Annotated in this window: 14 protein-coding genes; 7 read left to right on the forward strand and 7 right to left on the reverse strand. The window is 65.4% G+C overall.

Annotated elements, in window-relative coordinates; translation table 11 throughout:
• From ACK4FJ_RS18305 to ACK4FJ_RS18320, 4 genes are all read left to right on the forward strand, one after another.
• Positions 1 to 746: adenylate/guanylate cyclase domain-containing protein (locus tag ACK4FJ_RS18305; RefSeq protein ID WP_409768176.1), on the forward strand; the 746-nt coding region annotated here is incomplete at its 5' end.
• Positions 747 to 795: 49 nt separating this feature from the next.
• Positions 796 to 1,074, forward strand: a complete 279-nt coding sequence (locus tag ACK4FJ_RS18310) for a hypothetical protein (RefSeq protein WP_409768177.1) — start codon at positions 796 to 798, stop codon at positions 1,072 to 1,074.
• 44 nt (positions 1,075 to 1,118) lie between these two features.
• Entirely contained in the window at positions 1,119 to 2,474 is a 1,356-nt protein-coding gene (locus ACK4FJ_RS18315; protein ID WP_409768178.1) for a TldD/PmbA family protein, read from the forward strand.
• Between the two features lie 13 nt (positions 2,475 to 2,487).
• Complete coding sequence (locus ACK4FJ_RS18320) at positions 2,488 to 3,267, forward strand: inositol monophosphatase family protein (RefSeq protein WP_409768179.1); 780 nt, start codon at positions 2,488 to 2,490, stop codon at positions 3,265 to 3,267.
• A gap of 31 nt (positions 3,268 to 3,298) precedes the next feature.
• On the opposite strand, the gene ACK4FJ_RS18325 is transcribed toward ACK4FJ_RS18320, so the two are convergent.
• The 5 genes from ACK4FJ_RS18325 to ACK4FJ_RS18345 form a co-directional block, all read right to left on the reverse strand.
• Entirely contained in the window at positions 3,299 to 3,697 is a 399-nt protein-coding gene (locus ACK4FJ_RS18325; protein ID WP_409768180.1) for a nuclear transport factor 2 family protein, read from the reverse strand.
• A gap of 381 nt (positions 3,698 to 4,078) precedes the next feature.
• Entirely contained in the window at positions 4,079 to 6,154 is a 2,076-nt protein-coding gene (locus ACK4FJ_RS18330) for a molybdopterin-dependent oxidoreductase (protein WP_409768181.1), read from the reverse strand.
• A complete protein-coding gene (locus ACK4FJ_RS18335; protein WP_409768182.1) occupies positions 6,151 to 7,284 on the reverse strand; it encodes an NAD(P)/FAD-dependent oxidoreductase in 1,134 nt (377 codons plus the stop codon). The genes ACK4FJ_RS18330 and ACK4FJ_RS18335 overlap by 4 nt, the downstream gene beginning before the upstream one ends.
• Positions 7,285 to 7,406: 122 nt before the next feature.
• On the reverse strand, positions 7,407 to 8,864 hold the full coding sequence (locus ACK4FJ_RS18340; protein WP_409768183.1) for an NAD-dependent succinate-semialdehyde dehydrogenase: 1,458 nt from the start codon (positions 8,862 to 8,864) through the stop codon (positions 7,407 to 7,409).
• A 104-nt stretch (positions 8,865 to 8,968) separates the two neighbouring features.
• Entirely contained in the window at positions 8,969 to 9,961 is a 993-nt protein-coding gene (locus tag ACK4FJ_RS18345) for a zinc-dependent alcohol dehydrogenase family protein (RefSeq protein WP_409768184.1), read from the reverse strand.
• A 117-nt stretch (positions 9,962 to 10,078) separates the two neighbouring features.
• On the opposite strand from ACK4FJ_RS18345, the gene ACK4FJ_RS18350 reads away from it, so the two are divergent.
• From ACK4FJ_RS18350 to ACK4FJ_RS18360, 3 genes are read left to right on the forward strand one after another with little or no spacing between them, the layout of a single operon-like run.
• Positions 10,079 to 10,540, forward strand: a complete 462-nt coding sequence (locus tag ACK4FJ_RS18350; protein WP_409768185.1) for a host attachment protein — start codon at positions 10,079 to 10,081, stop codon at positions 10,538 to 10,540.
• A gap of 8 nt (positions 10,541 to 10,548) precedes the next feature.
• Positions 10,549 to 11,376 carry an SDH family Clp fold serine proteinase gene (locus ACK4FJ_RS18355; protein ID WP_409768186.1) on the forward strand — a complete coding sequence of 276 codons (828 nt, stop codon included), beginning with the start codon at positions 10,549 to 10,551 and terminating at the stop codon, positions 11,374 to 11,376.
• Between the two features lie 14 nt (positions 11,377 to 11,390).
• Entirely contained in the window at positions 11,391 to 11,600 is a 210-nt protein-coding gene (locus tag ACK4FJ_RS18360; RefSeq protein WP_409768187.1) for a ChaB family protein, read from the forward strand.
• Here ACK4FJ_RS18360 and ppk2 read toward each other — a convergent pair.
• Entirely contained in the window at positions 11,597 to 12,370 is a 774-nt protein-coding gene (gene ppk2, locus ACK4FJ_RS18365; protein ID WP_409768188.1) for a polyphosphate kinase 2, read from the reverse strand. The genes ACK4FJ_RS18360 and ppk2 overlap by 4 nt on opposite strands.
• Before the next feature lie 2 nt (positions 12,371 to 12,372).
• Positions 12,373 to 13,248 carry a pirin family protein gene (locus tag ACK4FJ_RS18370; protein ID WP_409768189.1) on the reverse strand — a complete coding sequence of 292 codons (876 nt, stop codon included), beginning with the start codon at positions 13,246 to 13,248 and terminating at the stop codon, positions 12,373 to 12,375.
• Positions 13,249 to 13,282: the final 34 nt, after the last annotated feature.

Consider the following 13,282-nt stretch of genomic DNA (forward strand, 5'->3'; position numbering starts at 1 on the left):
TGATCGCGCGGCAGGTGGAAAGCGAGCGGGCGCGGCGCAACCTGTCGCGCCACTTCTCGCCCCATATCGCCGAGCAGATCGAGCAGATGGACGATGCCATCGGCCAGGTGAAATCGCTCAACGCCGCCGTGCTGTTCGCCGATCTGGTCGGGTTCACCCAGATCGCCGACGATCACACGCCGGAGCAGACCGTCACCATCCTGCGCGAGGTGCATCAGCGCCTCGGCCGTGCCGTGCATGAAAACAGCGGCACGCTCGACAAGTATCTGGGCGACGGCATCATGGCTTCCTTCGGCACGCCGCAGCCCGGCCAGCGCGACGCCTCATCGGCCCTGCTGGCGGCCCGCGCCATGCTGCGCGAGATGGACCTGCTCAACCGCCAGCGCGCCCTGCTGCGCCAGGTGCCGCTGCATCTGGCGGTCGGCATCCATTTCGGTCCGCTCACGTTGGGCAATATCGGCGACGAGAGCCGCGTGGAATTCGCCCTGATCGGCGAGACCGTGAATGTGGCACACCGGCTGGAACAGATGACCCGGTCGCTGAATGCCCAGCTCTGCCTCAGCCAGGCCTTCGTCGACAAGCTGGTCGAGGAAACCCGCGGCGACATGGGCGCGGTACGCGACATGGTGACCCTGAAGCCGCAGCCGATCCGCGGCCTGCGCGACCGCATGGTGCTGTGGATTCTGCCGCGCCTGCCCCTGGGCAGTGAGGCCGATGCCCCCGAGGCGGCACCCACCATCCACTGAAGCGCTAGAAAATCGTGGATGCTGCGGCTGGGCCGTGGCATGACGGGGCATGCTGTTCCGCCCGCCCAAACCCTCCGACCGCGACATCCTGCCCTGGTGGCACCCGCACGCCCTGATGCGGGCGGTGTGGAACCTGGCCTTCTCGGCCGGGCTGGGGCTGGGCGTGGGCGCCATAGCCCTCGATCTGGCCGCGCAGATCGCAGCCAAAATCGCGGGCGAAGACTGGCGCGACTGGCATGAACCGCTTCTGCCGCTGGCGTGGCTGCTCGGTTGTTTTGTCGCTTTCGTTTCCTATATGGCCTATAGAATGGACGACAAGGCCGAATAACCGGCCTCCCCCTATAAAAACCAAGCCTTTAGAAAAGCCATACGATGTCCGATCCCCGCCAGCGCGCCCTGGATGCGCAGAGCCTGATTGCCGATCTGATCAAGGCCGCCCGCAAGGCCGGCGCCGATGCGGCCGATGCGGTCTATCATGAATCCCGCTCGCTCAGTGCCGGCGTGCGCATGGGTCAGCCCGAGGATGTCGAATCCTCCGAAAGCCGCGACCTCGGCCTGCGCGTACTGGTCGGCCGGCAGCAGGCCTGCGTCTCCACCACTGATTTCGCCCCCGCCGCCTTGCAGGAACTGGTGGGCCGCGCCGTCAGCATGGCCCGCGCCGCGCCCGAGGATAAATACTGCGGCCTGCCCGAGCCGGACCAGCTCGCAGCCCAGCCGGTGGAATTGGACCTGTTCGACGGCATCGAACTGGAAATGCCGCAGCTGCTGGAACGCGCCAAGGCGGTCGAAGCCGCGGCGCTGGCCGTGCCCGGCATCACCAATTCCGAAGGCGGCAGCGCCGGCCGTGGTTTCGGCCTGGTCGCCTATGCCAACACCGCCGGCTTCAGCGGTAGCGGCTTCAGCGGCTCGCACAGCATCTCGGCCGCCGCCATTGCCGGCAAGGATACCGGCATGGAGCGCGACTGGGATTACGAGGCGAAAACCCATTTCAGCGACCTGCCCGATCCGGCCAGCATCGGCCGCAAGGCCGGCGAACGTGCGGTGCGCCGCCTCAACCCGGTGAAGCTGGACAGCGCGGCAATGCCCATCGTCTACGATCCCCGCGTGGCCACCAGCCTGGTGGGCCATCTGGCGGGCGCCATCAATGGTGCCTCGGTGGCACGCGGCACCTCGTTCCTGAAAGACAGACTGGGCCAGATGGTCTTCGCGTCCGGCATCACCATCACCGACGACCCGCTGCGCAGGCGCGGTTTCCGCTCGCGCTGGTTCGACATGGAAGGCGTGGCGCGTCAGACTCGCGCCCTGATCGAGGATGGCCGGCTCACCACCTGGCTGCTCGACTGCGCCACCGCGCGCCAGCTCGGCATGGCCAGCACCGGGCATGCCTCGCGCGGCACGACCTCGCCGCCCTCGCCGGCGCCGACCAACATCTACCTCAATCCGGGCAGGCAGACGCCGGCCGAACTGATGGCCGATATCAAACTTGGCCTCTATGTCACCGAACTGATCGGCATGGGCGTGAACGGCGTCACCGGCGATTACAGCCGCGGCGCCGCCGGTTTCGTGATCCGCGACGGCCAGCTGGCCGAGCCGGTTTCCGAGATCACCATCGCCGGCAACCTGAAAGAGATGTTTCCAAATCTCACGCCGGCCAACGACCTCGAATTCCGCTTCGGCACGGATGCGCCCACACTCCGCATCGACGGCATGACCGTCGCCGGCCGCTGATCCCGGCTGCGGCATGGCGGTTTCCCTCAGACAGGATCACGATCTGCTCGTCGGCGCCGTGCGCGAGGCCGGCGCGGTGGCATTGCGTTTCTTCAAATCCGGCGTGAAGACCTGGCACAAGAAGCCGAACGATCCGGTTTCGGAAGCCGATATCGCCGTCGACAATCTTTTGCGCGAGAAACTGATGGGCGCACGGCCGGGTTATGGCTGGCTCAGCGAGGAAAGCGGCCGCCAGGGCGGTACCGGCCCAGAGCAATGGGTGGTCGATCCCATCGACGGCACCCGCGCCTTCATCGACGGCAAGCCGGAATTCACCATCTGCGTCGCCCTGCTGCAGGATGGCCAGCCGACTCTGGCCGCCATCTTCAACCCGGCCAGCGACGAATTCTTTGAGGCCACCTGCGGCGGCGGCGCGAAGCTGAACGGCAAGACGATCCGCGCCTCGGGCCATGCCAGCCTGATGGAAGCGCGCTTCCTGGCCAGCCGCCGCACGTTTGAACGCCATGGCTGGCTGGCGCGCACGGCCAAGGCCGATTTCGCCTACCGCAACTCCATCGCCTATCGCATGGCGCTGGTCGCCTGCGGCAAATACGATGTTGCCATTAGCCTGACCGAAAAAAGCGACTGGGACATCGCGGCCGCCGACCTGCTGGTGCGCGAGGCGGGCGGCCGCGTGGCCACTGCCGATGGCGAACCGCTGGCCTATGGCACGGACAGGCACCGCCATCCTTCGGTGATCGCCACCGGCGCCTATATCTTCGACGATGTGGTCGACCTGCTGAAAACCCGCTGAAGTTCTGGGCAGGCCCAAGGACAGACCTTGTTCAGGCCAGGCCTTCGGGCGCGAAATCGATGAAGCCGGTCACCATCCGCAGCCGGCCGCCGGCCAGCGTGGCGAAATCGGTGCCGCCCACCAAAGCGGTCGCCCCCTCCGGCCCGGCCTCCCAGGAAAAGCGCAGACGATCTTCCACCGTTTCCGGCGCGCGGCTCAGGCGAAAGACAAAGCCGGGGAATTTCTGCTGCACGGCGGCGATCATGCCATCCACGCCGTCATGCCCTTCCCCCTGCATCAGGGGATCGCGATAGCGCACATCGTCGGCCAGGGTGCGGGCGATCAGCCCGCGCCGCACGCCGGCATCGGTTTCGTTCCAGATGGCGATATAGCGGTCGACAAGGACGGCGATATTGCGGGCGGCGATGTTGCCGGCTTCTGTGGTGCTCATGGTTTGCTCCTGCGGTTGGGGTTGCAGAGCAAACATGCGGCGCGTGCGGCGGGCTGGCGATTACGTTGCCGATAATCAGCATACCGGCTTGATCGGGTGACGGACCCCACCATCTTTTCCCCGCCGCTCTTGCCCATCGTGAATCCGATAGACGTTGTGAATGCCGCACACGCTTTGATTGCGCCCAACCGCGCGGCATTGGCGACAATTGGCCGGAATCGGCAATCATTGGCGATTATTGGCGATAGTTGGCGAGGTCTGGGCTTGCCACGGTTCGGTTCCGGCCGACTGAAACCGCCGAGAATCAATGCGTTGGGCCGAAACAGGCCATTTTTGGCCGGCTTTTTCGACTTTCACGCCCGCCAGTTGTGCGATGTCCAGTCAGGCTGCGCGGATCCAGATCGCATTGTCGTGGAAGGCGCCGCCGCCATTGGGCTGGGCCGCATCGGCACCGGTCAGGGCATTGATGCCCATGCCATCCACGAAAGCGGCATGAGGCCAGATGCTTTCCACAATCACCACGCCGCGTTTCACGCCGTCATAGAGTTTTGCGTGAATGCGGATCTGGCCACGCCGGTTGCCCAGCCGCACCAGTTGCCCGTCGGCAATCTGTAAGCTGGCGGCATCCTCGGGATGGATGAACACGGTCGGCCGCGCCTCGCGGCTGGTCGATGTCGGCGTTTCGGTGAAGCTGGTGTTGAGGAAATTGCGCGCCGGCGAGGTCGCCAGGCGAAAGGGATGTTCCTCCGTCGCTTCCTCGATGCTGGTCCAGTGATCGGGCAGGCGCGGCATGCCGGCATGATCCGGCCCCATCGCCGCCCAGTCCGGCGCGAAGCGGAATTTCTTGTCCGGCCAGCCGAAGCCGTTGAGGAAATGCGCTGTCTCGAAATCCGGCTGGCAATCGTGCCAGCGCTGGCTGCGCAGGGTCGCCACATCGGGCCAGCCCGAGGCCTTCAGGGTGGCTTCCACCATCTCCATCGCGCTCATGCCAAAGCCCGAATGTTCGGCCCCCAGCCGCTTCGCCAGTTCGCAGATCACGTAATGATTTTCGCGCGCCTCGCCCGGCGCCTCCACCAGCTTCGGCCCCAGCAGGATATGCTGCTGTCCGCCGGCCTGGTAGATGTCGTCATGCTCGGTGAACATGGTGGCCGGCAGCACGATATCGGCCATCTTGGCCGTCGCCGTCATGAACTGCTCGTGCACGCAGACGAACAGGTCGTCGCGCTCGAAGCCGCGCTTCACCAGATTGGAATCCGGCGCCACTTCCATCGGGTTGGTGCTCTGGATCAGCAGGGCCGTCACCGGCGGGCCATTCCTCAAGGCCTTGGCATCGCCGGTCAGCACCGGACCGATCTGCGACTGGTCCAGCATGCGGATCGTGGGATCGACGACATCCAGCCCGTCGATCAGGGTCTTGTTCCAGTGGAAGATCGCGCCGTTATTGTGGAAGGCGCCGCCGCCCTCGTATTGCCAGGACCCGGTCACGCTGGCGATGCAGGTGGCGGCATGCATGTTCACCGCACCGTTGCGACTGCGCGCGAAACCGTATCCCAGGCGGATGTAATGCTTCTTCCGCTCGCCCAGCAGCCGCGCAAAAGCCTCGATCTCGGCCACGCTCAGGCCGGTGATGGCCGCGGCCCATTCCGGCGTGCGGGCCTGCAGATGCGCTTCCAGTTCGGCCGGCACGTCGGTATGGCGCGCCATGTAGTCGCGGTCGGCATAACCGTCGCGGAACAGCACATGCATCACCGCGCAGGCCAGCGCACCATCGGTGCCCGGCCGCAGGATCAGCGCCATGTCGGCCTGCTGGGCGGTGGCGTTGTTGTAGACGTCGACCACCACAATCTTGGCGCCGCGTTCCTTGCGGGCGCGGATCGCGTGGGTCATCACGTTCACCTGGGTATGCACGGCATTGGTGCCCCAGATCACCACGCAGTCGCTTTTCGCCATCTCGCGCGGGTCGGGGCCGCTTAAGTGCCCGGTGGCGGCGATATGGCCGGCGCGCGCCAGCGTCACGCAGATGGTGGAATGCTGGCCGGAATAGCGTTTGGCATGACGCAGGCGGTTGATGCCGTCGCGCTGCACCAGCCCCATGGTACCGGCATAGTAGTAGGGCCAGACCGTCTCGCTGCCGTATTTCTTTTCCGCAGCGATAAAGGCTTCCGCCGTGCGGTCCAGCGCCTCGCCCCACGAGATCGGGGTGAACTGCCCCGAGCCCTTCGGGCCGGTGCGCAGCAGCGGCTGCAGCAGGCGGTCGGGGTGGTTGGCACGCTCGGCATAACGCGCCACCTTGGCGCAGATCACGCCGGCGGTGTAGCTGTTCGCCTCGGCGCCACGCACGCGCCCGATGCGGCCATCGGGCATGAGGTCGATTTCCAGCGCGCAGGTGGATGGGCAGTCATGCGGACAGGCGCTGTAGCCGACGTCGGGTTTTACCGGGGCGAAAGGGGCATTCATCGCAATCGGGCTGGAGCCAGGTCTTGCTCGGTCACGCCGAGATCGAGGATATCCTGCGGCAAAGTCCGGCCCGACGCCAGCGCCCCGGCCACCCGGCTCATCGCCGCCGAGGTCTGGATGCCATAACCGCCCTGGGCGGCCAGCCAGAAGAATCCCGGCGCGGCGGCGTCGAAACCGGCCACCACCGTGCGGTCGGCCACGAAACTGCGCAGGCCGGCCCATTTCGCCGCCAGCCTTCGCACCTGCAGCGTGGTGGCGGTTTCCAGGCGGTCGACCGCGATGGCGATATCCATCTCGTCGGGCTGGGCATCGCAGGGATCGCTGTCGGTTTCGTCGCAGGGCGACAGCAGGATGCGGCCGGCATCGGGCTTGAAATACCAGTCCTCGTCGGCGTCGATCACCATCGGCCAGCGATGGATGTCGGCGCCGGCAGGCGGATCGAAGGTGACGGCGGTGCGGCGTTTCGGTTTCAGGCCGATCGGCGCCACGCCGGCCATCCCGGCAATCACATCGGCCCAGGCGCCGGCGGCGTTGATCACCACCGGGGCGCTGAAGCTGCCCTGCGTGGTCTCGACCTGCCAGTCGCCGCCGATGCGCGAAACGCCCTTCACCTCGGCATCGGTCACCATGCGGCCGCCCGCTGCGGTCATGCCGCGCAGCAGGCCACGATGCAGGGCATGCACCTCGATATCCATGGCATCGGGTTCATACAATCCGCCGCCGGTGGCGGCTTCGGGTCGCATCACCGGCATCAGGCTCATGACCTCGGCCGGTTTCAGCCGCCGCACGCTGGGAACCAGCCTGTTCATATCGGCGAAAGCTTCGTCGAGATGGGCAGCCTTCTCCTCGCTGCCGACATGCAGCGCGCCGCGCGGCGTGAGGATCGGCACGTCGCTGAAACCGGCCGGCGGATTCATCAGGAAGTCACGGCTGGCCACCGTAAGCGCGCGGATCGGCGCATTGCCATAGGTCTCCGCGAACAAGGCCGCCGAACGGCCGGTCGTGTGATAGCCGGGCTGGCTCTCGCGCTCCAGCAGCACGACCGCCTTGCCGTCGCGCGCCAGGGCATAACCGGCACCGGCGCCGGCAATCCCGCCACCGATAATCACCACATCGCAACGCTCGCTCATCGCAATCCTCTTGGTCCGGGGTTCGGCCGCGGCGTTCTCTGCGCCGTCGGCTCAGCCCTGACTATAGTGACTGGCGATGCGGGCGACCAATGCCTTGACGGCATGGCGCGATGCTGTGGCTGTCAGACGCCGCCGAAGCAGAGATATTTGATCTCGACGAAGCTATCGACGCCGTATTTCGACCCTTCGCGGCCCATGCCCGATTCCTTGACGCCGCCGAAGGGCGCCTCGGCGGTGGAGATCAGGCCCTCGTTGATTCCGACGATGCCGTATTCCAGTTTCTCGGCCACGCGCCAGGCACGACCCACATCCCGGCTGTAGAAATAGGCCGCCAGGCCATAGGGGGTATCATTGGCCAGCCGGATCGCATCGGCCTCGTCCTTGAAGCGGAACAGCACGGCCACGGGGCCGAAGATTTCCTCCTGCGCACAGGCCATCGCGGTGGTGGCTTCGGTGATCACGCTGGGCTGGTAGAAGGTGCCGCCCAGATCATGCTTCGCACCACCGACCAGAACCTTGGCGCCTTTCGCCTTGGCGTCGCCGACCAGACGCTCGACCTTGTCGAGCGCATCCTGGTTGATCAGCGGACCCTGATTGACGCCTTCAGTGAAACCCGGGCCGGTCTTCAGTTTCTTCACCGCCTCGGCCAGCTTGGCGGCGAAGGCATCGTAGATGCCGTCCTGCACGAACAGGCGGTTGGCGCAGACGCAGGTCTGGCCGGTATTGCGGTATTTCGAGACCATGGCGCCGGCAATGGCGGCATCGATATCCGCATCGTCGAACACGATGAAGGGTGCATTACCGCCCAGTTCCAGCGACAGTTTCTTCAGCGTATCGGCGCTCTGGCGCATCAGGATCTTGCCGACTTCCGTAGAGCCGGTGAAGGAGACCTTGCGCACCTTCGGGTTCGTGGTGAGTTCGATACCCACCCCCGGGCCATCCACCGTGGTGACGACGTTGAACACACCTTTCGGGATGCCGGCTTCCTCCGCCAGCCGGGCCAGCGCCAGTGCGCAGAGCGGCGTATCTTCCGCGGGCTTCACCACCACCGGGCAACCGGCGGCGAGCGCCGGCGCTACCTTGCGCGTGATCATCGCGACCGGGAAATTCCAGGGCGTGATCGCCGCCACCACACCGATCGGCTGCTTGACCACCACGATGCGCTTGTCGGGTGCATGGGCCGGGATCACGTCGCCATAGATGCGGCGGCCTTCCTCGGCGAACCATTCGACGAAGCTGGCGCCATACACCACCTCACCCTTGGCCTCGGCCAGTGGCTTGCCCTGCTCCAGCGTCATCAGGGCGCCGAGATCGTCCTGGTGCTGCAGGATCAGCTCATACCATTTGCGCAGCAGGGCGGCGCGCTGCTTGGCTGTCAGGCCGGCCCAGGCCGGCCAGGCCGCATGGGCGGCATCGATGGCGCGCTTCGCCTCGGCGCGGCCCATATCGGGCACTTCGGCGATCACGCTGCCATCGGCGGGATTGGTCACCGTGAAGCTCTTGCCGCTATCGGCATTCACCCAGGCGCCATCGATATAGGCCTGGCGCCGCAGCAGATCGGCATGTTTCAGATGGGTCACGGCAATCCTCCCTCAAGCATCCCGGGCAGGCGGCCCGTCCCAGTCGCCCGTCCGTTGCGAAAGGCAGAGGATTCCCCAATCCGCCAGCCGTGGCAAGGCAGGCGCTATGCGCTTTCCGTGACCAGTACGGCAGCCCCCTGCAGCCGGCCCGCACGCAGGTCGTCCAGCGCCCGGTTGGCATCCTGCAACGCGTAAGGCACCGGGTGCGTACGCACGGGGATCAGCGGCGCCAGGGCCAGAAAGTCGATGGCATCCTGCCGCGTGAGGTTGGCAACCGACTTCACCATGCGTTCGCCCCATAACAGGTGATAGGGAAATGCCGGAATATCGCTCATATGGATGCCGGCGCAGATCACCCGCCCGCCTTTGCGTACCGCCTTCAGGGCCATCGGCACCAGGCCGCCCACCGGCGCAAAGATGATCGCCGCATCCAATGGTTCCGGCGGCGAGGCATCGGATGGCCCGGCCCAGACGGCGCCAAGCTGTCGAGCGAAGTCCTGTGCCGCAACGTCACCCGGCCGAGTGAAGGCGTGAACACGCATGCCCTGTGCCACCGCCACCTGGATCAGAATATGCGCCGCCGCGCCAAAGCCATACAGCCCCAGTGCGGAAGCCGCCCCCGCCATGCGATAGGCGCGATAGCCGATCAGACCGGCACAGAGCAGCGGCGCGGCTTCGATATCGCCGATCCCGTCGGGAATGCGGAAGCAATAGCGCTGATCGACCACGGCGCGGTCAGCATAGCCGCCATCGATCTGGTAGCCGGTGAACCGTGCCAGGTCGCAAAGATTTTCCTCGCCAGCCAGGCAGAATCTGCATGTGCCGCAGCTCCAGCCCAGCCAGGGAATGCCGACGCGGTCGCCGAGCGCATATTCCGTCACGTCTTCGCCCAGCGCGATGACATGACCAACGATCTCATGCCCGGGAATTAACGGGTATTTGGCATCGGGCAATTCGCCGTCCACAACATGCAGATCGGTGCGGCAGACCCCGCAGGCATGGACAGCAACAACCACCTGCCCGGGGCCGGGTTTCGGCTCGGGCAGATCGGTCATCACCAAGGGCCGGCCCACGGCCTGCAGCATCATTGCCCGCATCGCTGGCCTCCATTCGATACATGCTAACGAAGCCCAAATCCGGACGTTTTGACGCATATCAACCCGCCACAACGGCAATTGTGGCAGCTTAGTTGCTCTGAACGAGGAGGAAATGCCATGGCCTTCCAGCTTCCGATCCCAACGTGGATTCTGGTGACCGATGCAAGCCAGGCCCGCATCTACGAAATCGCCAGCCTGGCCGGACCGCTGAAAGCCGTGTCGGGCCTGGACATGACAGCCACCGACACGCACGGATTCTCGCGCGACCTGAAAAGCGACAGACCCGGCCGCGCCTTCGCCAGCACCGGCAACCAGCGCTCGGCCATGGAACCGCGCCATGATCCGCACCAGATGGCCGAGGATAAATTCGCCAAAAGCGTGGCCGAAAGACTGAACCATGCCTGCGCGGAAAAACTGTTCGCCCAGTTGGTGGTGATCGCGCCGCCCCGGATGCTGGGCGTGCTGCGGGATGAATTCAGTGCTGCCGTGCGGAAACTGGTGGCTGCCGAAATTCACAAGGATCTGGTGAAGGCCGACAACGCCGACATCCTGGCCCATGTCAAAGCGGAACTGAGCTGAGTTCCACGGTGTCGATCAGCGACCTGATCTGGATTTTCTTTATCGGCATGGCGCTGCAGCCGATGCTGCGACAGCGCATTCTGATCATGATGCGGGCTCGCAAGATCATGCAGCTGCAGCGGCAGCGCGGCAGCCAGGTGATCACTCTGGTGCACCGGCAGGAAACCATGCGCCTGCTGGGTTTTCCGCTGGTGCGCTACATCGACATTGACGATGCCGAGGATGTGATCCGCGTGATCCGCGACACCGACCCTGACATGCCGATCGATATCATTCTGCATACGCCGGGCGGACTGGCCATCGCCACGCTGCAGATCGCCGCTGCTCTGCGCCGCCACAAGGGGCCGGTGACGGCCTTCGTTCCGCATATCGCCATGTCGGGCGGCACGCTGATCGCACTGGCGGCCGACAACATCGTGATGGCACCGGACGCGATGCTGGGGCCGATCGATCCGCAGGTGGGCGGATATCCGGCCGCCTCGGTGGCGCGCGTGCTGCGCGACAAGCCGATGGCCGAAGTGGACGACCAGACCGTGATCCTGGCCGATATCGGCGAGAAAGCCACACGCCAGCTCCGGACCGCCGCCGAACAGCTGCTGGCCCGCCACATGGATCCTGCCAAAGCCGCCGACCTGGCCGACCAGCTCAGCAAGGGACAATGGACCCACGATTACCCGATCACGACCGATGAAGCCGCCAGCCTGGGCCTGCCGGTGAATACCGACCTGCCCGATGAAGTGGCCGAACTGATGGCGCTGTATCCGCAGCCGGTGCGCACCACGCCCAGCGTCGAATACGTGCCGGCACCCCCGCGCCGCGAAGCCCCGCCGCGCTGAACCGGCGAGGCAGCATGCCATACGCCAGCAATGCCGACCTGCCGGATAACCTGCGCGATATCCTGCCCCCGCATGCGCAGGATATCTTCCGCGCCGCCTTCAATCATGCCTGGCAAGACCACAGCGATGATCCCGACCGCGAGGCCATCGCCCATCGCATTGCCTGGGCTGCGGTGAAACGGCGTTACCGGAAACTCGGCGACCGCTGGGTGGAAAAGGCTTAGGCCGACAGGCGTCCGTCGTGCAGGGCATCCAGATCGAAGGGGAATACGATGCTGCGGTCCGGTGCGATCTGTTTCGCTTTCGCCTTGTCGGCATAATCCAGCCGCCCGAGCAGGTCGCGGATCAGGTTCAGTCGCGCCGTCGGCTTGTGATTGGCCCGCACGATGGTCCATGGCGCCACGGCGCTGCTGGTCCGCGACAGCATGGCATCGCGGGCGCGGCTATAGTCCTTCCAGTGTTTCAGCGCTGCATTATCGATGGGGCTGATTTTCCACTGCTTGAGCGGATCGTCGCGGCGGGATTGCAGCCGCTGTTTCTGCTCATCCTTGTCGATATCCAGATAATACTTGAACAGGTGAATTCCGGCCCGCACCAGAAGATCCTCGAAGGTCGGCACGGCATTCAGGAAATCCTCGCAATCCTGTTTCGTGCAGAACCCCATCACCCGCTCGACCCCGGCGCGGTTGTACCAGCTGCGGTTAAACAGCACGATCTCGCCGCCTGCCGGCAGATGCGGCACATACCGCTGGAAATACCACTGGCTGCGTTCGCGGTCGGATGGTTTACCCAGGGCCACGACGCGGGTTTCGCGCGGGCTCATATGCTCGGCAACCGCCTTGATGGTGCCGTCCTTGCCGGCGCCGTCCCGCCCTTCCAGCACTATCAGCACCTTTTCTTCGTGCTTGATCAAATGGCGTTGCAGCTTGACCAGTTCGATCTGCAACCCTCGCAGGGCCGCACGGTATTCACCGTTATCCTTCGCCTTTGCCATGCTCAGCCCTCCGGCAGGGGGATGAATTCCGGGTCCCCGGGGACCATGGCGAAGCGGCCGTCGCGCCAGTCGGCCTTGGCCTGTTCGATCCGTTCTTTCGAGGAAGAAACGAAATTCCACCACAGATGCCGCTCGCCATCCAGCGGCGCGCCACCCAGCAGCATCAGCCGCGCCGGTCCCTGCGCCGTGATGCGTGGACGGCTGCCGGGCTTCAGCACCAGCATGCTGCCGGCCTCATACCGTTCGCCATCCAGCGCCACCATGCCGATGGCCACATAGACGGCGCGTTCCTCGTAGTCCTCGGGCAGCGGCAGCACGGCTTCGTCGTCCAGCACAGCATCGAGATAGAACATCGGCGCGAAGGTCTGCACCGGCGATACAGCGCCAAAGGCCGCACCCGCGATCAGTCGCATCCTCGCGCCGGGCAGTTCGATTTCAGGCAGGCTGGCGGCCGGGTGGTGCCGGAAATCCGGTGCGGTTTCCTCATGCGCCTGCGGCAGGGCCAGCCAGGACTGGATGCCATGCAGGGGGGCACCGCTGCGGCGCAGGTCGTCGCGGGTGCGTTCGGAATGCACGATGCCGCGCCCGGCCACCATCCAGTTGACGTCGCCGGGTTGGATCGGCTGTACCACGCCCAGGCTGTCGCGGTGCATGATCTCGCCCTCGAACAGGTAGGTGACGGTGGCCAGCCCGATATGGGGATGCGGGCGGACATCAAGGCCCTGGCCGGGAGCGAACTCGGCCGGCCCCATATGGTCGAAGAATACAAAAGGCCCAACATGCCGGCGCTTCGCATAGGGCAGGATGCGGCGCACCATGAACCCCTCGCCAAGATCGCGGCTGCGCGGCGTGATGATCAGATCGACGGCTTCGGGCATGGCGGCACCTCCGACGCCACACTAGCGCGGGATG

Source organism: Ferrovibrio sp. (assembly GCF_046297595.1).
Taxonomy (GTDB): domain Bacteria; phylum Pseudomonadota; class Alphaproteobacteria; order Ferrovibrionales; family Ferrovibrionaceae; genus Ferrovibrio.

Coding starts and splice junctions, on each gene's coding strand:
- ACK4FJ_RS18345 (WP_409768184.1), bottom strand. CDS start 9,961: ATGCGGGCAATGATGCTGCAGGCCGTGGGCCGGCCCTTGGTGATGACC.
- ACK4FJ_RS18370 (WP_409768189.1), bottom strand. CDS start 13,248: ATGCCCGAAGCCGTCGATCTGATCATCACGCCGCGCAGCCGCGATCTT.
- ACK4FJ_RS18320 (WP_409768179.1), top strand. CDS start 2,488: ATGGCGGTTTCCCTCAGACAGGATCACGATCTGCTCGTCGGCGCCGTG.
- ACK4FJ_RS18330 (WP_409768181.1), bottom strand. CDS start 6,154: ATGAATGCCCCTTTCGCCCCGGTAAAACCCGACGTCGGCTACAGCGCC.
- ACK4FJ_RS18350 (WP_409768185.1), top strand. CDS start 10,079: ATGGCCTTCCAGCTTCCGATCCCAACGTGGATTCTGGTGACCGATGCA.
- ACK4FJ_RS18315 (WP_409768178.1), top strand. CDS start 1,119: ATGTCCGATCCCCGCCAGCGCGCCCTGGATGCGCAGAGCCTGATTGCC.
- ACK4FJ_RS18360 (WP_409768187.1), top strand. CDS start 11,391: ATGCCATACGCCAGCAATGCCGACCTGCCGGATAACCTGCGCGATATC.
- ACK4FJ_RS18310 (WP_409768177.1), top strand. CDS start 796: ATGCTGTTCCGCCCGCCCAAACCCTCCGACCGCGACATCCTGCCCTGG.
- ACK4FJ_RS18335 (WP_409768182.1), bottom strand. CDS start 7,284: ATGAGCGAGCGTTGCGATGTGGTGATTATCGGTGGCGGGATTGCCGGC.
- ppk2 (WP_409768188.1), bottom strand. CDS start 12,370: ATGGCAAAGGCGAAGGATAACGGTGAATACCGTGCGGCCCTGCGAGGG.
- ACK4FJ_RS18325 (WP_409768180.1), bottom strand. CDS start 3,697: ATGAGCACCACAGAAGCCGGCAACATCGCCGCCCGCAATATCGCCGTC.